Here is a 21988-nt window from a genome sequence, read left to right as displayed (position 1 = left end):
TTTTTTTAGAATCCTACATTAAGGGTGAATAATATTGTTCTCGCAGCAGGATAAGTAAATCCTGAAGATCCATCTACATTACTTCCACTGTCTGCTGAGATACTTTCAGGATCCAACCCATAGTAATCTGTAATCAGGATTAAATTGTTTCCTGTAACTGTCAACGATGCATTTTTAATAACAGACTTTGGTAACCATTTTTTTGGTAATGAATACCCAAGACTGGCTGAGCGCAAACGAATCCATGATGCATCCTGGACAAAAGGCTCGGATATGGCGCGGTAATTAGTACGATAGTAACCTTCACCGTAGTTTACTCCATCAGGACCTATCCCCTGGTCAAGCCATACTTGTTTCGTATTGGGTGTACCGTCAGCCAATACTCCTTCAAACACTCTATAGGATCTCCGATCAGCCGTGTAGTCAGCTATACCGAATGCTGCATTGAAATTTTCAAGACGGTTGAATCTTTCCATTCCCCAACGGGCATCCACCAACATTGAAAGCGACAGATTTTTGTAAGTAAGCGTATTGGAAATCCCACCTACCCAATCTGGTTGTGAATTACCCAATAGTTTCTGACTTGACACTGGTGCCAGAACAGGGAAGCCATTTGCACCAATGATCATTGGTCTTGATTTATCTGTCCTTACCGGGTCTTCTTTATCATTGCCATAATAACGCTTGTAATGTGTACCATAAATATTTCCATAGGCTTCTCCGGGGATAAGCTTCATGGTTACAGGTGAGTTAAGATATCCTCCGCTTGATCCGCCATAGGAAATTTCTGTTAAGCCTTCTCTTATACTAAGTATTTTATTACGGTTGGCTGAAAAATTCAGATTAACATCCCAGGAGAAATTAGTATTGCGAACTGGTGTACCACGAAGGATCAATTCTATTCCTTTGTTGCGCATACTACCAGAGTTTACTGCAGCACGTACATAACCGGTGGCGGAACTTACATTCACGTTAATGATCTGGTCCTCACTTACAGAATGATAGTAGGTCAAGTCAAAGCCAAGCCTGTTTTTAAGGAAGTTCATTTCAAGACCACCCTCAAAGGTGTTTGTAAACTCAGGACGAAGATCCGGATCACCTAAATTAGCTCCCCTCGTAAAACCGGTAATACCTGCAGGAAGAAGAGTGTAAGCCGAATAGCCGGTTGATGTACTGTAAGGCAATGCGTCTTTACCAATCTTAGCATAAGAAAACCTCACTTTACCATAACTGATAAAATCTGGTAACTGAAGATTCTGAGAAAATAAATAGCTCAAGCTGACAGAAGGATAAAAGAAGGAATTGTTTGGTTTACGAAGAGAAGACGTGATATCATTTCTGCCAGTAACGGATAAATAAAGAAAATCTTTATAAGCCAATGTTGCTTCTGCAAAAAGTCCCATCAACCTGTATTGGCTTGCATTGTCTTCAGCCGTCAGCACCGCCGCATTTCTTAGATTGAACCAATTATACATGCCCAATTTTGATCCCAGTACTCCCCTGTAGGTCGTTTTTCTGTCCAGTAATTCATGTCCCATGCGCAAGGTGCCGGAAAAGTCTTCTCCAAATTTGGAAGTAAGCGTTGCCAGTAAAGTTGAGTTGATAGCCCGGTAATTGGTGTTGTATTCTCCCACAAAACCATCAGCATTATCATAAAGTCTTTCACCCGGAATGCCCATAGGACCAGGAGCTGTACGAAACCGATTATCTGTATAAATGTCACTGCCTATCCTATAGCTGAAATTTAACCATTTGAAGGGGTCATATCCTAATGAAATACCACCCACAAAACGATTTACTTTGTCTTTAAGCCTGTTGGTTGCAGCTCCGTAAATAGGATTATTCGTACCGCGCCACAACTGGGTTCCATCGGGATTACGATAATCTCTTACATCCCATCTTCCTGAAAAATAAGTAAGACTTTCACCGAAGCGATCTGCATCATATCGATAACCACCCGAGTTCGTGTAATTCATATTCAAAGACGCCTTAAGCTTCGAACTTATTTTGACATCTGTATTTAGCCTACCCGAAATGTTTTTATAATCGGTAAAGGGAAGCATACCTTCCTGATCGAAATAGGAAACGGAAGAAAAGAATTTGATGACTTCGCCACCCCCGGTCATGTTGATCGAATTACGAAACTGCTTGCCTGTATTAAAAGCATTCTTATAATTATTAAAGAGTTTGTCCGGGTGTATAGGATCAGGAGCCACATTTCCAGGGCCGGTACCTGCTTTCGCCTCTTCAATAGTAGGCCCCCAGGCTGGTCCTAAGCCTATCGGTGTATAAACTCCCAAAATACCGGCAGTATAGATCTGTTGTATTTCCGGCGTCTTATTGATTTCGTCAAAGCCATAAGTGCTGGTTAAATTCACTCTTATACCATCGCCCTTTCCTTTCTTTGTAGTGATCACCACTACACCATTTGACCCCCTTAGTCCATATAAGGCTGTAGCGGCACCTCCTTTCAGGATATTGATGGTTTCAATATCTTCCGGGTTAATGTCTGATGCCCGGTTACCGACAGATCTTACATTATAACCAGAACCGGAACCTGCAGTAGATGTACTATTGTCCAATATAATACCATCGATTACAAACAAAGGATCATTTGTCTGTGTTACATCAATAGAGTTAATGCCCCTGATTCTTATTGTAGCACCTTGTCCGGGACCTCCACCTACGCTTGAAATGGTCGCACCGGCTACCTTACCCTGCAGTGCATTGACAAGATTGGGTTGACGGTTTATATTTAAATCGGATGATTTTACTTCCTGGGTGGCGTATCCTAATGCCTTCTTTTCTTTTGATATACCCAGGGCAGTCACCACTACTTCGGATAAACTTCCTGTTTCCTCAAGCTGTACTTCGTAAAAACTGCCCGACCCTAAAGCAATTTCTTTTTGCGCAAAGCCACTTGATGAAACAACCAGGGTAACGTTGTCCCCAGTAACATTGATTGTAAACTGGCCTTTCTCATCAGCCACAGCGGATGCTGTAGTTCCTTTTTGTGTGATGGTAGCGAAAGGAACATTTTGCTGCTTATTGTCCTTTATCACGCCGGTAATTTGTCTGGATTGGCTAAAAACACAGATGGGAAAAATGAGTAGCCAACAGAGCAGATGGAGTAATCTTCTCATTTGAATTAGTTTTAAGTGTGCAGTTGATTTAATAGCAGACATGAAAATTAGGCAAAAAGCGGCTTCGAATTGCCCGGATTATCAGGAAAAATTGGTGAAATCTTTCAGAACTTGCGATTTACCCCGCAAAAAAACGCAACCTGGAAAAATTTACGGCTATTCAAGATTATTGACGCTGAGTCAACAGTAAGGCAATAAATTTGTTATCCGTTTCAAACACATAGCAATTTTTTACAACCCTAAATCAATAGTTATGGCATTTACACTACCTGCGCTTCCTTATGCACCCGATGCATTGGAACCGCATATCGACAAACAGACGATGGAGATTCATCATGGAAAACATCACCAGGCTTATGTTGACAATCTTAATAAAGCAATTGCCGGGACGGAGCATGAAAATAAATCGATCGGGGAACTGATAGCCAATGCAGGAAAAATTTCTCCTGCTGTTCGCAACAATGGCGGCGGTCATTGGAACCACAGTTTTTTCTGGGAACTGCTTTCAGCAACACCAGCCAAACCTTCCGGAAAATTGGCAGATGATATCAATGCAACATTTGGTTCATTAGAAGCATTACAGGAAAAAGTAAATACAGCAGGTGTTACCCGGTTTGGATCAGGTTGGGCATGGCTGATCGTAAAAGATGGTAAACTGGAAGTAACCTCAACGCCTAACCAGGATAATCCGCTGATGGATGTAGCCGAAGTAAAAGGAACGCCAATCCTTGGTATTGATGTATGGGAACATGCCTACTACCTGAAGTATCAAAACAAACGTCCTGATTATTTGAAAGCTATCTGGAATGTAATCAACTGGGATAAAGTGGCGGAGCATTACAATAAGGCCAAATAGTCTGAACCAGGATTTTTAAGATTTAAAGATTTATTAGAAATAAAGAAGCTTTCGTACAAACCGAAAGCTTCTTTTATTTAAGGTTAAATCTTCCCAATCAGATAATCCTATAAATCATGGTTCAGACTAAAAATATTTCGTCTTACCGGGAACTGCCACTGGATAATATCCATCATCGTCGGGAAGTACCGGGGGCAATGCATTCCAGTCGAATTTCTTCGGCATAATATCAATACCGGAATTGATTGCTTTATCCCATTCAATTATCTGGCCGCTGTAGGTAGCCATTCTTCCCATAATAGAAGTCATGGTACTCTTTGCCCCGTTTTCTGCATCAGCAAATTTGTATTCACCTTTTGCAATAGCAGCAAACAACTCATCATGCTCGTTTTGATATGGATTGTTTTCTCCTTTTTTATCAAAACGGAATAACTCTTTCCCTTTTGGATCTTTGATTACAGCGGCGTCACCATGTATCACACCTTTTGTACCGATCAACATTTCATCCACACGACTGGCGGTACCGGGAATATGACGGCATTGACTATTTAGTATGGAACCATCAGCATATACAAACTCAACATAGTGATGATCAAAAATCTCACCATGGTCTTTTCCTTTTCTTACCTGGCGACCGCCCATGCCTTGCGCTTTTACAGGGTAGGCGCCTTTGAACCAGTTCATCACATCGATATTATGAATATGTTGCTCAGTAATATGATCACCGCAAAGCCAGTTGAAGTAATACCAGTTGCGCATTTGATATTCCATTTCCGTTTGACCATACTGACGTTTCTTTACCCACACCCCATCATTATTCCACCAAACCTGTGCAGAAGTAATATCGCCAATCAGGTTTTTTCGTTTGTATAATTCACGGTAAGAATTCTGGTAACGGCGTTGTAATCCCACCACCACATTCAATTTTTTCTGTTTTGCTATTTCAGCGGCATCCAACACTTTTTTTATACCTGCAGGATCAGTAGCTACAGGTTTCTCCATAAACACATGTTTGTTTTGTTTGATCGCTTCTTCAAAATGAATTGGCCGGAAACCGGGAGGTGTTGTCAATATTACCACATCAGCAAGCGGAATAGCTTTTAAGTAAGCGTCGAAGCCAACAAATTTCCTTTCGGCAGGCACGTCAATTTTGTCTTTAAGCGAAGCGTCTTCGTTTTGTATGGTTTTTAAGCATCCTTCCAGCCTGTCGCTAAAGGCATCCGCCATCGCCACCAATTTTACATTTTGTTTCGATAGCAAGGCTTGCATGGCAGCGCCTGTGCCACGACCGCCGCAACCAATTAATGCAATCTTGATAACATCATCAGAGCCCGAAAAAAAATTGGCTTTACTGAATAAAGGAGCGGCAAGCAATCCGCCGGCAATCAGTGAAGATTGCTTCACAAACTCTCTCCGGCTATTGTTTTGGTTATCCATGTTCATGGTTGTTGTTTTTAAAATCCAAGATATGTTTGAAAAAATGTTTCAACTTCTTCTTCGGTGGGCTGTACTGTTGGTCTTACAATTCTGAAACCGACAAAAGGTGCGTCGGCATTCCACCATTTACTTTTTGGAATTTGCGGATCTCTCCTGTTCCAGACAGGATCTGACATCAGTCGATCAGCACTGCGCAGATCTTTTGCTTCGCTGTTATAAGCCCCGCCTTTTACCGTTCGCGGATGCCTTGTTTCGGGCAGGCGAACCGGGTCTGTGGTTGTTCCGGATAATGAACTGTAATAATCCGGCTGATATTGATCCAATACCCACTCGCCTACATTTCCCAGCATATCATACAAGCCCCACGCATTCGGTTTCTTCTGACCTACCTTATGATATTTATTTTCGCTGTTCTTACTATACCAGGCATACTCACCTAATTTAGCAATATCGTCACCAAATGGATAGGCAGTCGTTGAACCGGCACGGCATGCATATTCCCACTCAGCCTCTGTGGGTAAACGATAGTAGACGCCTGTTTTTTTATACAGCCATTTGCAATACATCAACGCACCATACTGCTGCATACTGTTGGCCGGAAAGCCACCGTCTTTTCCCATTCCTAATGTCATATCAATATACGGCGAACTGGGTCTCGTGACCGCATCTGTTGCAATATTCTGGCTAAGGGAGGCATCCAGGAAAAACTGGTTAAACTCGTCGTAGGTTACTTCATAAGCACCCATCCAGAATGGACTAATTTTTACGGCATGCTGGGGCATTTCATCAGCTTCTTTGGCTTTATCTTTCTCACTGCTGCCCATCACAAACGTCCCGGCAGGAATGGGAACCATTGAAAATTTCAGGGAAGAACCAGGTATGTCCTGTTCATACTTTTTAAACTCCGTATCAGTAGTGGATGGTTGAGCCTGTAAGGAATAAAAGCCACCTGCAGCAAGCACAAACAAAATCGATTTTTTCATCGCTCCGAAGATAAAACAAGTTCTCAGTTAAAATGCACAATATCCAACAGACGAAAAAAATTATACAATCGTTTGCATCCCGTTTTTTCTGTTAAATCTTTTGTTTTTGAATAAAATATATGATTAAATTGAAGGCTCAACTAAACTTATGAATCGCAGAAATTTTGTACGCAACGGTGTGCTTGCCGGAGCTTCTCTCACTACCGCCACTCAACTTTTTGGAAAAGAAAATAAAAAAGAACAAACGGCTGATAGGCCTTTTAATCTCAACTATGCCTTTCACGATGGCATGTTTAAAAATCATGGCGGCGATGATTTTATCGACCAGATAAAGTTCGCTTATGATAAAGGATTTCGCTCCATTGAAGATAATGGGTTGACCGGCCGTAGCACTGAACAACAAACCAAAATCGGCGAAACTCTCGCAAAGCTGGGGATGACAATGGGTGTGTTTGTGGTGCCAAAGGGTGGTAATTCTGCCAACTCCCTTGCAGCCGGTAAAAAAGAGTACATCGATATTTTTCTGCAGGGTTGCCGTCAATCCGTAGAAGCAGCGAAAAGAGTAAATGCCAAGTGGGTGACAGTAGTCCCCGGCGATTTTGAAAGAAATTTGCCGATAGGAATACAAACCGGAAATGTAATCGATGGCTTAAAAAAAGGTGCAGAAATCCTCGAGCCACATGGCATCATCATGGTATTGGAAGCATTGAGCGATACACCTAATCTTTTTTTAAGAACTACCGACCAGGCCTATGAAATTTGCCGTGGAGTAAATAGCCCCTCCTGCAAAATCTTATATGATACCTATCACATGCAGAAGAACGAAGGCAACCTGATCAAAAATATTGAATGGGCATGGAGTGAGATTGCGTATTTCCAGATTGGCGATAATCCTGGTCGTAAGGAACCGACTACCGGCGAGATCAATTATAAGAATGTGTTCAAATACATTTATAACAAAGGATACAGGGGCGTTATGGGAATGGAACATGGTAATTCAAAACCTGGGAAAGAGGGAGAACTGGCTTTAATAAAAGCCTATAGAGAAAGCGATGATTTTCTATAAGAGAGTATGCTGAATGATTGTTTAACGATTTGAACAATGTTTGAAAGCATTCTTAATAATGTAGCCCGCTTTATTGATCTTACTCCTGTAGAAAAAGATCAGTTTACTTCACTTATTCAAATTAAGAAGCTGCGCAAGCATCAATACCTCGTACAGGAAGGTGATGTATGCCGGTTTGAAGCCTTCATCAACAAGGGGAGCATGCGTTCTTTTTCGGTTGACGACAAAGGCTATGAGCATGTGGTGCTATTTGGCATTGAAGATTGGTGGATCGGTGATTTGTATAGTTTTTTTACGCAAACACCTTCCCGTTACAATGTGGAAGCATTGGAAGACTCAGAATTATTTTGTTTGGACAAGCCATCGCTGGAGAAATTGTATAGCGGGATCCCCAGGTTTGAACGATTTTTTCGGATACTGATACAAAATGCCTTTGTCGCCCAGCAACAACGAATCATTGCCAACATGAGTCAATCGGCCGAAGAACGCTACACTGATTTCATCAACCGCTACCCGCAATTTGAAAAACGTTTCCCGCAGTATCATATAGCTTCTTATCTCGGCATCAAGCCTGAATCGCTGAGCAGGATACGTGGACAGCGAACTAAAAATAAACCTGCCTCTTAACCTACATCAATCGCATTTCTTAACTGGTGTTATTGGAACAGCGCTGCTCCTGAAAGCAATTTTGTGTTTCATTTCTTTTATAGCAATTAAAAATTAAATGCAAACTCATATGCTTAACATCATTTTTAAAACTACAAATAGCTATAACTGGCTGCTGTTGCGTATGACATTAGGAGTTGTAATGCTGGGGCATGGCCTGCAGAAATCATTGGGCTGGTTCGGCGGATTCGGCTGGAATGGAAGCATGCGCTATTTCACTGACTTTGTGGGCTTGCCGTCAGTGCTGGCAGCTTTTATTATCTTAATTGAATCAGTGGGAGCTATTTTTTTAATACTTGGTGCTGGTGGCCGCATAATGGCAGCCCTGATGGGGATTGTAATAGTCGGTGCTTTAATTGTAGACCACTCAGCTCATGGTTTCTTTATGAACTGGCTTAATACACAAAAAGGCGAGGGAGTTGAATTTGATATTTTGTTTTTATCTATCGCAGCAGTCCTTTCCTTTAACGGCAGCGGCAAATTTTCGATAGACCGGTGGCTGTATAAAAAATGGGAGAAGAAAGCAGGCCCCAAGAATATTATACCGCAGCAAATGGCCCGTGCCTGATTAGGGTACCGGGTCATACCCGCTGCCTCCCCAGGGATGACATTTGGAAATTCTTTTTAAGGCAAGCCAAAATCCCTTAAACAATCCATGTTTTTTAAACGCTTCGACAGCATAATGAGAACAGGTAGGTGTGAACCTGCATTTGGGACCCAACCAGGGTGAAATGACCGACTGGTAAATTTTTATCAGTCCAATAAATGGGAGGCTTAATATGTATAAAAGTTTTTTCAAGGCCTTTTTTTGACTATGCCGGTGAGCCTGGTTAATGCCAGCTGTATACTTTTATAGACTTCTTCATAAGCCGGCATTTCCTTGCCGATATAAATAAAAAAAACGTTCAGCTTTTGGTTTTGTTCTTTTAGCTGTGCCTGCAACTCATTTTTTTGTAGCCGGTAAGCTTCCCTTGTTAATCGTTTGACACGATTTCTTTCTACTGCTGTCTTAAAAACACGGCTGCTGGCGGCAAATCCCGCCTGTAATGAAATTGATCCACCGGCTTGCTGGAACGAATAAAAAATGCGAAAAGGAGGAATGATAAACCGCTGTCCACTGCTAAACAACTGCTCTATTTGTTTCCGGCTTTTCAGCCTTTCTTTTTTTCCCAGTGTAAATTGCTTAGCCACGAACCAGACGATTAAAGTATCAAGAATAAAAATAGCCCCAATAATTTGAGGCTAAAATTAAATGAATCAATTTCCGAAAGATCCGCCGAGGCGGAGTTTGGATTTTTATTTCAATTTTCTTTCATCGGAAACAGTCAGCTTTTTACGGCCTTTAGCACGGCGGCTTGCCAATACTTTACGTCCGTTTGCAGTAGCCATACGTTTACGAAAACCATGTACGGTTTTACGACGCTTACGATGAGGTTGAAATGTACGTTTCATAATTATTTTTCTTTTTTCACTTTTTGAAAAGGAGCCGGGAGAACGGCCGGGTTTCAAGTTCACCAGCAGGTCACCACACCCGCTGTTTGTGAAAGGACGGCAAAGGTAGGGGAATGACACCAGAATGGGGAATCCAAAGCTGATAAAAATTTCAGCTTAATTCACAGGACTTTGATAACCAATAAAAATTTAGCTCAGATCGAGATGTTGTGACCTTACCATCTCACCAAAAAAGATGGTGGCATGATTATCAAAATCTTCCGTTGAATCGGTGGTATAAAAGGATCTTTCTCCATTTTTACTACAGGCCGTTTCGATTTCGGGGTGGCGTAACAGGTAATCCTCCAGGCTTTCCGCCACGATCTCACCCTGAGAGACCAGCTTTACCCCCACTGGCAGGTATTCCTGGATTTTTTCTCTTAACAACGGGTAATGCGTGCAGGCCAGCAACAACACATCAATTGTATTTCCTTTTTCAAAAATGGTTTTCAAATTCTTTTTGACGAAATAATCGGCGCCGTGACTTTCAAATTCGTTATTCTCCACCAACGGTACCCACATGGGACAGGCTTCCTGGTATACCTTCAGGCCAGGAAAAAATTTCGCAATCTCAATGGGGTAAGAATTGGAGGCCACCGTTCCGTTGGTTGCTAAAATCCCAATGCTGTTGGTTTCAGAAAAGCTACCAATTATTTCTGTAGTTGGCCTTATTACACCGAGCACTCGCTTTTCCGGGGCGATTTTTGGAAGATCATTTTGCTGTATAGTTCGCAAGGCTTTTGCAGAAGCTGTGTTGCAGGCCAGTATTACCAAAGAACATCCATGTTCAAAAAACCATTTGACACATTGCAGCGTATAATGGTAAACGGTATCGAAGGAACGATTGCCATAAGGCGCCCTGGCATTGTCACCCAGGTAGAGATAATCGTACTGCGGAAGTTTATGAATGATCTCTTTCAAAACCGTTAAGCCTCCATAGCCTGAATCAAAAACACCGATAGGGTTTGCTTTTTGCATAGAACAAAAATAAGAACAGCTTTATAAATGGTTTTTTACGTTCATTATCTCATAAATAAAAGCCCCGATCTATTCGAGCGGGGCTTTATTCATAATTATTTAAAGAGATTACCTGGCTCCAACAGGTGGTTTGTAACCAGGCAATAATTGTGGCGGTATTGTGACATTCAATTTTTTAGCAACGGCCTGCAACAAATTATCTGCATCCGGCGCTATAATGATAGACTCGCGGGATACCACATACGCATATCCTTTTTCTTTTGCTACAGCTTGTATTGCATCCTGGATCTTTTTCATAACAGGCGCCAGCAATTGAGACTGTTTATTCTGAACAGCTTCCTGTGCTATTTGCTGCCAATTCTGAAGTGTCTGAGTCAACTGCCCTAATTCTTTTCCAATCTGATCTTTTACAGCAGCAGGGGCGGGATGAACGCTATCCCTGAAAATACTGTCTTTGTATTGATAGGTTTGCAGCAATGACATATACTCTTTGCCTACAGTATCTCTTTGATAGATCTGCATCACCGAATCGATTTTTCCTACCTCAGGCATCAGGTATAAAATAGTTTCTGCATCGATGTAACCTATTTTAGTTTGTGCCTGTACCCCGCTTCCGGCGATCAGCAAACCAACAGCTACTGCAAGCATTTTCAAATTTTTCATTTTTTTCTTTTTTGTTTTCTCCCTTAAGCAGGGTTTTCAATTTTTATTTTAGAGATAGCTTTTATCAACCTTTAGTTGCTTGTTTTGTTTTCTTTAACAGTTGAACGATCAATTTCTAACCCCCAATTCCCGCAGCACATCTTCACTCTTGTCCAGTTTAGGGTCGGCAAATATAATGGTAATTCCTTCACTTTTGTCAAGCACAAAATCGTAGCCCCGCTGGGTAGAAATTTTCTGAACAGCATTGAAAACCTTATCCTGTACCGGTTTGATAAGCTCTTGGCGCTTTTTAAAAAGATCACCTTCAAAACCAAAGCGTTGTCGTTGGAGATCCCGCAGCTCCTTTTCTCTCAGAAATAGCTGGTCTTCCCTTTTCTTCTTCAAATCGTCACTCAGCATTACCTGCTCTGCTTCATAGTCTTTATACATTTTATCGAGGGCGGATTGCTTTAAATCGATGTCCTTCTGCCAGTCAGCGGCTATGGCATCCAACTGCTTTTGGGCATTGGTATATTCCGGCATTTTATCCAGGATATAACGGGTGTCGATAACCGCATACTTCTGTGCCTGTGCCATAAAGCCGACAAGTAATAGACAAAAGGCAACAAACAATTTTTTTTGCATATTAACTGGTTTGATGGTTCTGAAAAATTCATTTTTATTCTGGCTCGAATCCCAGCATAAAGGTAAATCTCGATGCATTTTTCAATCCTCCGCCCGGCTGGATACGATCAATACCGATACCGTAGTCAAACCCTAACAAACCAAACATCGGCAGGAAGAAACGCATACCTACACCAACACTGCGACGAAGACGGAATGGGTTATAGTTTTTAAAATCATACCAACCATTGGCCGCTTCAAAAAATGTAAGACCATAGATGGTACTACCCGGATTTGTAACAAGCGGGTAGCGAAGTTCCAGTTGGTATTTATTAAAGATGGTAAAATAGTTATTGGCGTTTTGCTGATCGGGATTGATTGTTGGATCGGAAGATTCATACACCGGATAACCACGATGCGCAATGATATCATAACCCAACAGACCGTAGTTGTTGGTAAGACCAGCATCACCCACCTGGAAACGCTCAAATGGTGAATAGCCCAGCTTGCTGTTATAACGACCCATGAACCCATACTTGGCCGCCATTTTCAACACAAACTGCCTGTTCTTATCGGCGCCAGTTGGTTTACCGATAGGTACATACCATTCAGCATTGAAACGCCATTTATGATACTCAGGATTTTTATAGGGATCTGCTGAATTTACCAGGTCAGGATTAAATAAAGTATATGGCGGTGTAAGTTGAACACTGGCTAGAAAGCTGGAACCACTTCTTGGGAAAATCGGATCAAATACGGAAGATCTTTGCAACGCCAATTTGAAGCTTAAGTTGTTTGACGTACCGTCAGCTGAAGCACCCGGGAAGATTCCGTAGTTACGCCTTTTGTATTGTGTAAAGCTCAGCGAGTAAACAAGGCTGAAATAATCATCCGGCCATTTCAACTGCTTACCCAACGAAACAGAGAAACCATTTACTTTTAAATAATTGGTATCAGATCTTGCATTGTCAATGCGACCAGTATACGGATCAAATGCGTTGGAGTATTTACTGTTGTTATAAGCCAGTGTCAACGAGTTTCTCTTTTTACCACCCAACCATGGTTCAGTAAACGAGAAGCTATAAGAACGGAAGGCCTTGCCATTCGACTGAACACGAAGACTCAACTTTTGTCCATCCCCTGTTGGTAATGGATCCCATGCTGTTTTTTTCCAGATATTTTTAATGGAGAAGTTGTTGAAAGTAACACCGAGGGTTCCTGTCAAACCAATACCACCACCCCATCCGGCAGACAGCTCCAATTGATCGGATGATTTTTCTTCAACCTTCCAATTAATGTCTACGGTACCGTCGTCCGCATTGGGAACTACTCCGGGTTCAATTTTTTCCTGGTTAAAATATTGCAGGTTGCCCAACTCACGGGTAGAACGAATCAGGTCAGTACGACTAAACAATTCACCGGGAAGTGTTCTTAACTCACGACGGATAACGTGATCTTTTGTCCTTTCATTACCGGCGATGGTTACGTTTTTGATCCTTGCCTGCGGACCTTCGGTGATTCGTATTTCATGATCAATCGTATCATTATATACAGCCGTTTCAACGGGATCAACACGGAAGAACAAGTATCCGTCGTCCATATAGTAGCCACTGATATCACCGCCCTCTTGCGACATTTCCTTGCCCAGGCGTTTATTTAGTATCTCAAGATTATACACATCGCCTTTGTGAATACCTAACACCATATTCAACAATGAATCAGAAAATTTGGCATTGCCTTTCCAGGTAATATTGCCGAAATAATATTTTCTGCCTTCATTCACTTTTATGTCAACATACAATTTGTTGTCTTTTGTAAGCTGCGTATCGGCAATGAGCTGCGCATCACGATAACCAAGAGAGTTGTAATACTGTAATACTTTCGCTTTATCCTCTTCGTACTTGGTAGGATTAAATTTCGCTGAACTGAATAATTTGAACCGGAAATAGGGGTCCAGCACTTCTTTTGTTTTGCTCAGCGAAAGAAAACCCCAGTCTTTCATGTACTCTTTAAAACTGGGTCTTTTTGTAACACCATAGGGGCTTTCATATTTGGAAGGGAACAGCGTAAACTTGCTCATTTCCTTTGTTCCCTTCATTTGCTTCTTCAACTTCAGGTCGGAGACTTTCTCGTTTTCAAAGAAATTCACTTCATCGATTCGCACCTTCTTCCCTTTGTCAACATAAATCGTCATAGCATTGGAATTCGGGAAGGCCGGATCCGGTTTTTCATCAATACGGATGCTTACGTTCTGAAATCCTTTATCACGATAATACTTGGTAATAACTTCATTGATGTTTCGACGGATGTTTTCGGTAATGATCGTTTGCTTTGCCAGGCCAATTTTTCCTTGTAGTTCGTCGGCTTCGGTCTTTTTTATACCAACAAACTTAAAGTTCCCCAGTCGTGGTCTTTCTGTAACACTGATTTCAACACTTACCTTGTCGTCCTGGATCTTTGTGACATAAATCTGAATTTCGGAAAACAGTTTTTGCCGCCACATGTTGGCAATAGCTTTCGCAAAAATATCAGTACCGGGATGGGTAAACTTATCACCTACCTGCAGGCCAGAAATGGATAATACAATGGCTGTATCCAAATGCTTAATTCCAGCAATACCTACTTCGGCAATGGTGTACTCCCTCGGAATTTTTGCATTCTCCCATTCTAAAAGTTTTGGATCAACAGAGGTGGGTTTTGTAGTATCATCTTGCGCCTGTGCGGTCAGTACAGAGCCTATCACAATTATCAGTAAAGCACTTAGCCGGAGTGAAAGTCGTTGCATGTTTTTTTGTTCAAGTCAGTCTGAGCCCGCCATCGGCGGGTACTGCAATTGTTTGTGTTTATTTTATAAAAAACCGCCAAACTTTTGTTGCGGCGGCAAATTAACGGTAAATATCGAAAGTGTTTGTTAAAAGAGAGTCAGTTATATAAGGTCAAAAAGTCATGAAAGTCAAAAAGAAAATCCACCGGGATTGACTTATAACTCTTGTGGTTTTCTTATTGGCTGACTGCCTCCCCAGCTACCTGTTCGCCCGTTTTTCCGAACCTCCTTTCCCTACCCTGGTAGTCAAGGATAGCTTCATACAAATTTTCTTTCCTGAAATCCGGCCAACGGACATTGGTAAAATACAATTCCGCATAAGCCAATTGGTACAATAGGAAATTGCTGATTCTAAACTCACCACTGGTTCTGATCATCAACTCCGGGTCAGGGAAATTGCTTGTGCAAAGAAATTTTTGTAATGTATCCTGGTCAATCTCGTCAAGATTAAGCCGGCCTTGTTTTACTTCAAAGGCAATATTTTTTACAGCGTTTAATAACTCCCATCGTCCGCTATAGCTAAGAGCCATCACCAGGTTAAGGCCAGTATTTTCTTTAGTAATTTCCAGTGCTTCATTTAACTCCTGGCGGGCATATTCCGGCAACATATTCATGTCACCGATCACATGCAGCTTAATATTATTTTTATGCAGACTTTCTACTTCTTTACGAATAGTGCTCACCAATAATTCCATCAGGCCGATCACCTCGTACTCGGGCCTATCCCAATTTTCTGTAGAAAAAGCATAAAGTGTAAGATAGCCAATGCCCAATTCGGCACAGCCTTCAACGATATTGCGAACACTTTCCACGCCATGGAAGTGACCATACAACCGGTCCTGTCCTTGTTCTTTCGCCCAGCGTCCATTGCCGTCCATTATAATGGCAATATGCCGGGGCAACCGGGCCTTATCGATTTTGTCCAAAAGCGCTGACATATTAATGTTTTTCCTACTGCCTTGAAACAGGGAAGCAAAGGTATCAGATTTGATGGGATTCAGGCGAAATCTGATTCGATAATTCCTGGACTTTAATTAGCCGTTGGACACTTATAAGATTGCAGGTTAAACGTGAGGTGAAACATGGCAGTGATAAACTGGTCCTTTTGCTTGCTGTTTCCTCGTTGTCTGCCTGGGATGCCGATTGGCTCGCCGATTTCCCCGGAGCGGTCATGCAAACGATATGCTTCAGACGGACTACCGTCAGGATTGCCTGGAAATATGGAGGGGTCAACGTAAGTTTTACTCACATCATCCAGATAATCTGTGTTGGTATAACGGTGCAAAATTTCAAAACCAATATTGAACCGTTCATTCAACGAATATTTTATACCGGCTCCGAATGGGATGGAGATGCCCATCGTACTGTACTGTTTACGATCGGGATATTGTGCACTTCCCTGCCCTTCTGTTCCAAGTGGACGAAGAAAGACTTTTTCCTTATCCAGGTAAGCAAAAGGATCATAGCTAAAAGCCCCTACGCCCAGTGTGATATAGGGAGTCATATTGAAACCTGGCTCACCGGGCATAAACCGGAAGAAATTAAAATCGCCCTGCAAAGCAAGTTCCCACACATTGCTGTTGAAACTCAGGTTGCGACGATACATGTATTCATTATCCTTATTGTACATATCAGAATAGCCAAGACGGGCAAAACTGGCCGCAATACGACCGGAAATATAGTTGCTGAAATTTTTACGGAAAAAAACGGTAGCCGCCATCTTAGGCCTGTTGAATTTTGCACGGGTGTTTAGGTCACCAAAATAGTGGGCAGCGCCAAGACCAATCCCAAATTCCCCTTCTTGAACAATAGAATTTTGCGAAGCAGATCTACCGGGCAATAATAAACCACTTAATGCTATCGCAGCTACTACAAAAACATTTTTCATTCGCTTATTTTTGATTTTAAACCGCCAGTTTGGATTTCTATCCTATTATTTTTCCATCAATTGGTGGTGGGATGAAAAAATTACAAAGGCCGGTTTATCATATCCTGGTAGTAGGTTCGGAAAAAATAATAACGCCAAAATAGTAATTTTCTTTTATCTGCGCCACTAATTTCTTTTGTCCAGGCCCCAGGTAAGTTTATTGTGCAGGGTCTGCAAAAAACTATTTTCGCTAAGACGCAAAAGGTTGATTGAAAAACTCTCTTTTTTTACGGCCAGTGATACGTTTTTACCCACTATTTCCCTCCGGGAGTCGAGGGAACAAATGATATTTTCAGAACGGCTCTCTACTTCAAAGGAGATAATGTTATCGTCAGGAACGATGAGTGGCCGCACATTTAAATTATGCGGTGCTACCGGGGTAATGACAAAACTACCGGACTCCGGAAAGACAATCGGACCACCACAACTCAATGAATAACCTGTAGAACCAGTGGGTGTAGCCATAATCAACCCATCCGCCCAATAAGTGTTCAAAAACTCACCATTGAGATAGGTATGAATTTTTATCATCGACGCCGTATCACGTTTGTGAAGGGAAAATTCGTTTAATGCATAAGGCACATTTCCAAACAGCGGCAGGTCGGCATCAAGATGTATGAGCGTTCTCTTATCGACTATATAGGTTCTATTGGCAATGGCTTTCACCGCCTTTTTCACTTCGTCCTGGCCAATACTGGCTAAAAAACCCAGTCTTCCAAAGTTGATGCCCATGATCGAAATAGGCTTATCCCGGACAAGTGTCACCGTGTCCAACAGGGTACCATCTCCGCCAAGGCTAATGATAAATTCCACCTCTTCCGTAAGATCTTCTGACAAAGAAAAAACAGTTGTGTCCGCCGGTAACCGGATAATATGTTTTATCTGTTCGTAAAACTGCCGGAAAATAACCGGTTCGATCATCTGTTTTTCCAACTCATCAAAAAAAACCTGCACATTTTCCTGCTGCTCTTCTTCCATTATCCTGCTATAAATAGCTGCTTTCATCCTGATCAAAATTTATTTAATACACAGGTTTCAAAAATCCTGTCTTATCAAAAAACACTTCTTTTATGTATAAATATACCGTTTTGACCTAATTGATTAAATGACCAATCAAGTTTAAGGGTAAAGTCATAGATGGTGGTAATGTCAAGGCCAAAGCCGCCAGTGAAAAGCATTTTATTGGAGAGTGAATTATTTCCCGGCTCAGGATGATGAACATATCCTGTATTCCCAAACATCCGGGCATAAATATTGAAAGGAATTCTCTGCGGCGCAATCTTTTTGGTACCCGGAATCCTGATATTAAAATTGATGAGCTTCCTGGTATAAGCTGCCTTCAGGTAACCTGCGGCTACACCATCAATAACATAATATTCATACCCCTGCAGGTAAGCGTCTTCATAGCCCAATAATTTCTGATTAAAATAAGGTTGCTTAAATGGCAGCTTGAGAGCACCATAAGCATTTAAGCTGAAGAAAGATCTTTTTCCTGTAGGCCAATAGGCTGACGCCCTGGAAGTGAGTTGTAGTAAGTTAAAGGCCGAAGTGAATCCCTTTTTCTTTACCGAAACTTCTGCGGCGTACCCCCTGGAAGGATACGGTATATAATCCAGGTCATAATAAGTCATCATGTAATACAGCTCGGGAAAGGATACTTGTTTTATTCCCTCTCCAAGATAATTGGGATTGAGCGCAGCAACAGTATCAGCTACTTTTTCCCGGGTATATCCTATCCCAAACCGGTGCCTGGTTTTTATTGCTCTCCGGTAAGTAAGCTCGGCAGTAACGATCGTGAAATTGCGAACATAATTTTCGTCCTTTAAAAAAACCTGCTTGTCATTTTCACTCATATAGTTCATCTCCCTGTTCTTGCCGGTAGCAAAAAAGACATTCATTCCCCACTTCATCTGCTTATCAATATAAAGCCTGTCATAATTAAACGAAAATTGCCGGGTGTATCCACCGATGATCCAAAGTCTCAGCTTATCATTTCGCCCCGTAACGTTGTTGTAAAGCAATTTACCTCCATAATTTACCCGGTTTAATCGGGCTTTTTGCTCTACCAGCCACTGGTTAAGGTTTCTGTCAACCGGCTTAAAATAAGGTACGGGAAAAATATACCAACGCTCTCTGACCTGCACCAATATGTCAATATTATAGCCCTCGAAACTTTTTAACGCTACGATCACCTCGTGAAAAAGAGAAGTATTCATTAATTGTTTACGGGCAACTTCGAACTGACGTACCAGATCCTGCAAGAGGAACACATCACCCGACTTAAATGGAATTTCCCGGAGTATGATACTGGGCCTGGTTACTCTGTTACCTTCAATAACGATATTCCTTACAAGAAAGGGCTTTTCATTATGAGAAGAAGCGGTGCCTTCAGCAATGGCCGCAACAGAATCGTAGGGGACAAACATTTCTTCTCCACCTGGGGAGTTTTGTGCAGAGATACCCTGACAGCAAGCCAATCCCAACCAGAGCCATAAAAAATATTTCCTTTTCCTCTGCATATTCTCAATCTACAAGATCCTCTAAATTAGCCGGATTTCTGTACTTGCAATCAAAGTAGGAATAAATATTGTCAGATCTTAAGATAATTCATGAGGTTGTCATAATTACTTTTCAACTCGTTGGCATAGTGTTCCTCGCCAAAAAAGTATTTTACATTATACTCATAGCGTTGAAAAGTAGATACAATGTCTGACACTTCAGGCTTGTTGATCCTGATAGTGACCTGCATAATTCCTGTCTCGGGGTCGTTGGATGTATTCAGTTGTGTGATTTGTGCGTCATTTGTTTCAACCAGTTTGCTGATCTCATTAAAAGAGTATTGGTGGCTATCCATCTCCAATACAATGAGACCGCCCGGCTCATTCAGGCTCATAAAATCAGATGCATGTTTCAGCAAGTCGATATAGGCAACTGCCCCCACAATATCATTTTCATTGTCCACAATCGGAACCACACTTAACCCATTTTCAGCTGCCAACTGGATAGCCTTAAGAAAGTGTTCATTATTTTTTACGGAAACATTACCAAAAGATTGATGCAAATCATTTAGAACGGTATGATCATTATCCACGAGCAATAAATCATCTTCGCTGATCATCCCAACATACTTATCACCATCCACAATTGGAAGATGCGCTACCTGGTTATCATTCATCAGTTGAAGAGCCTGGTACACTTTATCCTGCGGGTGCAGGTAAGGCAATGTCTGGGATTGTAATTCTCCTGTTAACATGGATAGCGGCTCCTTATTTTTTTACAAAGACCCCAATGATCAGCTAACTGTTGCAGGTTCATTGAGTTTTTTCAAAAATTTATGAAGGATCATATTGAACTCATCAGGCACCTCCATCATGGGTGCATGGCCACATTTATCAATAAAGTGGAGTTCACTGTTGGGGATCAATTTGTTAAACTCCCTGGCTACAAAAGGTGGAGTAATGGTGTCATTGTTTCCCCAAATTAATAACGTAGGAAGTTTGATTTGATTGAGTTCTTCCCCTAAATTATTTCTGATAGCACTCTTCGCCAAAGCAATAATCTTGATGACTTTCAGGCGATTATTAGTGATACCAAATACTTCATCCACCAATTCTTTGGTGGCCATTTTTGGATCATAAAAAGTCAACTCTGTCTTTTTCCGAATATATTCATAATCGCCTCTTTTAGGATAGGAATCACCCATTCCATTTTCAAAAAGACCAGAACTTCCCGTGAGAATAATTGATTTGATGCAATCAGGCTGACTTTTCAAGACATATACCAATCCGACATGTCCGCCCAGCGAATTACCCAATAGATGAACATTTGTATAGCCTCTCGTCTCAATAAATTTGTTAACGAATTTGGCCAAACCACCTACAGATGTGTGCAATATATCCATATCAAGCAGCGGCAGTAAGGGTACCACTACTTTATTATATTGTTTAAAATATTCAATCAGGCTTTCAAAATTGCTTAATGCTCCAAACAGACCGTGTAATAAGACCAGCGGCTCTCCTTCGCCTTCTTCGATAAATCTGAACTTATTATCCTGTTTTATTTCGTAACTCATTTGCTCCGGATCATTAATTTTTTACTAAAATAATCGTTTTGCCGCAATTTTTTTATCGCTTCACTAAGTCTTTACTTATGGCTACAAAGATAACAGCCTAAAATGCAATTAACGGAATTTCAATCTCTTTTAATTGCGAGTCCCGTTAAGGATACAAAATTTTAAAATAGAATCGCTGAATAGGACGAAAATACCAGGTAAGCAGGATTAATAATGCAATGATGGCGCTAAATGCCCAGTTATTGGGATAAATAACCGCTATGGAAGCCATTACAATGAGTATACGAATATATTCAAGATAAAAGATCCACCTGCGCTGATCAAGAATAGCACCACTATTGACAAGGCTGACGAAGATAAATGCCGATAATAGAAACAATTGAATACCGGCCAGGTAATGCTCAAACAGCGTCACAATAAATAAAATAATAGTATTAGGGAAAAAATTGTCTGCGCAGTTACATACTGTCGCATAGCTGGAGTAGGTGAATGCTGTAGCCTGGCCACCTTCAATAATTTTCTTTCCAATATCGACCTGAAACGAGGATCAAGGTCATCCGGTTTTCCAAACAATACTTTCCACTTTTCCTTTACTCCCTTAGCATGTCTTAAGTTCATATAAATCTCAAGTGGAAAATGAAAATGCTGCCATAAAAAACTATAACTATTGAGTTGTTTGGTAAGGCCATAAACGATTTGTACATCTTTTTTTTCGTGCATAAACGTGCCGAACAACTTATCCCAGATAATCAGCACGTCACCATAGTTTCCATCGAGGTATTCAGGATTTGAGGCATGATGAATACCATGATGAGTAGGTGTAACCAAAATGTTTTATAACCAGCCCCATTTGCCCAACGCCTGCGTATGAATAAAAAATGGATAAAGTCCATGAATTAATAAAAAGGTAGAAATCATGACTGGAGGAAAGCCAATCAATGGTAACACCGACCAAAATATACAGCGAACTATTGCCTGGAAAACCGTGATCCTGGCGGATACTGTATAATTAAAATCTTCACTTTGATGGTGCACTACATGCACTGCCCAAAACGCATTTATTTCATGTGCAAGGCGATGGTACCAATACCAGACAAGATCAGTTGCCAAGAAAAGAAGCAGCCAGGTAATCACTCCTGCCTTTATATTAAATAACCCAAGTTGCTAGTTATAGAGAAAAAGGGATGAGCATCAATAAAAGATAATTTTGAGTTACCACACACAAAACTCAATTATCGATGCTCAACGAGGATAAAATTATAAGGATTTACTGTATTGT

General features: G+C 41.3%; 21 protein-coding genes and 1 pseudogene. 4 read left to right on the top strand and 18 right to left on the bottom strand.

All coding sequences use genetic code 11. From position 1 onward, the window contains the following. Positions 1-5: 5 nt before the first annotated feature. Positions 6-3143, bottom strand: a complete 3138-nt coding sequence (locus tag P2W73_RS22420) for a SusC/RagA family TonB-linked outer membrane protein (protein WP_276504347.1) — start codon at positions 3141-3143, stop codon at positions 6-8. Between the two features lie 253 nt (positions 3144-3396). On the opposite strand from P2W73_RS22420, the gene P2W73_RS22415 reads away from it, so the two are divergent. Beyond that, the gene (locus P2W73_RS22415) at positions 3397-3999 is read left to right on the top strand and encodes a superoxide dismutase (protein WP_276504346.1); all 603 of its coding nucleotides are present in this window, start codon (positions 3397-3399) and stop codon (positions 3997-3999) included. Between the two features lie 126 nt (positions 4000-4125). Here P2W73_RS22415 and P2W73_RS22410 read toward each other — a convergent pair whose 3' ends face one another. Both P2W73_RS22410 and P2W73_RS22405 read right to left on the bottom strand, forming a co-directional pair. Then, positions 4126-5442, bottom strand: a complete 1317-nt coding sequence (locus P2W73_RS22410; RefSeq protein WP_276504345.1) for a Gfo/Idh/MocA family protein — start codon at positions 5440-5442, stop codon at positions 4126-4128. A gap of 11 nt (positions 5443-5453) precedes the next feature. Next, on the bottom strand, positions 5454-6419 hold the full coding sequence (locus P2W73_RS22405; protein ID WP_276504344.1) for a formylglycine-generating enzyme family protein: 966 nt from the start codon (positions 6417-6419) through the stop codon (positions 5454-5456). Positions 6420-6567: 148 nt separating this feature from the next. On the opposite strand from P2W73_RS22405, the gene P2W73_RS22400 reads away from it, so the two are divergent. From P2W73_RS22400 to P2W73_RS22390, 3 genes are all read left to right on the top strand, one after another. Beyond that, entirely contained in the window at positions 6568-7485 is a 918-nt protein-coding gene (locus P2W73_RS22400; protein WP_276504343.1) for a hydroxypyruvate isomerase family protein, read from the top strand. A 36-nt stretch (positions 7486-7521) separates the two neighbouring features. Then, on the top strand, positions 7522-8112 hold the full coding sequence (locus tag P2W73_RS22395) for a Crp/Fnr family transcriptional regulator (RefSeq protein WP_276504342.1): 591 nt from the start codon (positions 7522-7524) through the stop codon (positions 8110-8112). 109 nt (positions 8113-8221) lie between these two features. Continuing rightward, positions 8222-8719, top strand: a complete 498-nt coding sequence (locus P2W73_RS22390; RefSeq protein WP_276504341.1) for a DoxX family protein — start codon at positions 8222-8224, stop codon at positions 8717-8719. Here P2W73_RS22390 and yidD read toward each other — a convergent pair whose 3' ends face one another. From yidD to P2W73_RS22315, 15 genes and pseudogenes are all read right to left on the bottom strand, one after another. Continuing rightward, entirely contained in the window at positions 8720-8950 is a 231-nt protein-coding gene (gene yidD / locus P2W73_RS22385; protein WP_276504340.1) for a membrane protein insertion efficiency factor YidD, read from the bottom strand. It lies immediately after the preceding gene. Continuing rightward, positions 8947-9342: a ribonuclease P protein component gene (rnpA, locus tag P2W73_RS22380; protein ID WP_276504339.1), complete on the bottom strand. Its 396-nt coding sequence runs from the start codon at positions 9340-9342 to the stop codon at positions 8947-8949. The genes yidD and rnpA overlap by 4 nt, the downstream gene beginning before the upstream one ends. Positions 9343-9447: 105 nt before the next feature. Further along, on the bottom strand, positions 9448-9603 hold the full coding sequence (rpmH, locus tag P2W73_RS22375) for a 50S ribosomal protein L34 (RefSeq protein ID WP_276504338.1): 156 nt from the start codon (positions 9601-9603) through the stop codon (positions 9448-9450). A 189-nt stretch (positions 9604-9792) separates the two neighbouring features. Further along, positions 9793-10620, bottom strand: coding sequence for a glutamate racemase (gene murI / locus P2W73_RS22370; RefSeq protein WP_276504337.1), 828 nt, complete (start codon positions 10618-10620; stop codon positions 9793-9795). 108 nt (positions 10621-10728) lie between these two features. After that, the gene (locus P2W73_RS22365) at positions 10729-11283 is read right to left on the bottom strand and encodes an OmpH/Skp family outer membrane protein (protein WP_276504336.1); all 555 of its coding nucleotides are present in this window, start codon (positions 11281-11283) and stop codon (positions 10729-10731) included. A 108-nt stretch (positions 11284-11391) separates the two neighbouring features. Beyond that, positions 11392-11907, bottom strand: a complete 516-nt coding sequence (locus P2W73_RS22360; protein WP_276504335.1) for an OmpH/Skp family outer membrane protein — start codon at positions 11905-11907, stop codon at positions 11392-11394. A 34-nt stretch (positions 11908-11941) separates the two neighbouring features. Further along, positions 11942-14671 carry a BamA/OMP85 family outer membrane protein gene (locus P2W73_RS22355; RefSeq protein ID WP_276504334.1) on the bottom strand — a complete coding sequence of 910 codons (2730 nt, stop codon included), beginning with the start codon at positions 14669-14671 and terminating at the stop codon, positions 11942-11944. Positions 14672-14886: 215 nt separating this feature from the next. Then, the gene (gene uppS / locus P2W73_RS22350) at positions 14887-15648 is read right to left on the bottom strand and encodes an undecaprenyl pyrophosphate synthase (protein WP_276504333.1); all 762 of its coding nucleotides are present in this window, start codon (positions 15646-15648) and stop codon (positions 14887-14889) included. A gap of 92 nt (positions 15649-15740) precedes the next feature. Further along, positions 15741-16598 carry a type IX secretion system protein PorG gene (porG, locus tag P2W73_RS22345; RefSeq protein WP_276504332.1) on the bottom strand — a complete coding sequence of 286 codons (858 nt, stop codon included), beginning with the start codon at positions 16596-16598 and terminating at the stop codon, positions 15741-15743. Positions 16599-16763: 165 nt separating this feature from the next. Continuing rightward, complete coding sequence (locus P2W73_RS22340; RefSeq protein ID WP_276504331.1) at positions 16764-17642, bottom strand: NAD kinase; 879 nt, start codon at positions 17640-17642, stop codon at positions 16764-16766. A 47-nt stretch (positions 17643-17689) separates the two neighbouring features. Continuing rightward, positions 17690-19156: a POTRA domain-containing protein gene (locus tag P2W73_RS22335; RefSeq protein WP_276504330.1), complete on the bottom strand. Its 1467-nt coding sequence runs from the start codon at positions 19154-19156 to the stop codon at positions 17690-17692. A gap of 71 nt (positions 19157-19227) precedes the next feature. Further along, positions 19228-19890, bottom strand: a complete 663-nt coding sequence (locus P2W73_RS22330; protein WP_276504329.1) for a CBS domain-containing protein — start codon at positions 19888-19890, stop codon at positions 19228-19230. A gap of 39 nt (positions 19891-19929) precedes the next feature. After that, entirely contained in the window at positions 19930-20709 is a 780-nt protein-coding gene (locus tag P2W73_RS22325; protein WP_276504328.1) for an alpha/beta fold hydrolase, read from the bottom strand. Between the two features lie 145 nt (positions 20710-20854). Then, complete coding sequence (locus tag P2W73_RS22320; RefSeq protein ID WP_276504327.1) at positions 20855-21124, bottom strand: hypothetical protein; 270 nt, start codon at positions 21122-21124, stop codon at positions 20855-20857. Next, positions 21121-21843, bottom strand: a pseudogene (locus tag P2W73_RS22315) (sterol desaturase family protein). Before P2W73_RS22315 ends, P2W73_RS22320 begins: the two are co-directional and overlap by 4 nt. Positions 21844-21988: the final 145 nt, after the last annotated feature.

This window comes from Terrimonas pollutisoli, assembly GCF_029360765.1.
GTDB classification, from domain to species: domain Bacteria; phylum Bacteroidota; class Bacteroidia; order Chitinophagales; family Chitinophagaceae; genus Terrimonas_B; species Terrimonas_B pollutisoli.
This window is presented reverse-complemented; position numbering and strand designations above follow the sequence as displayed.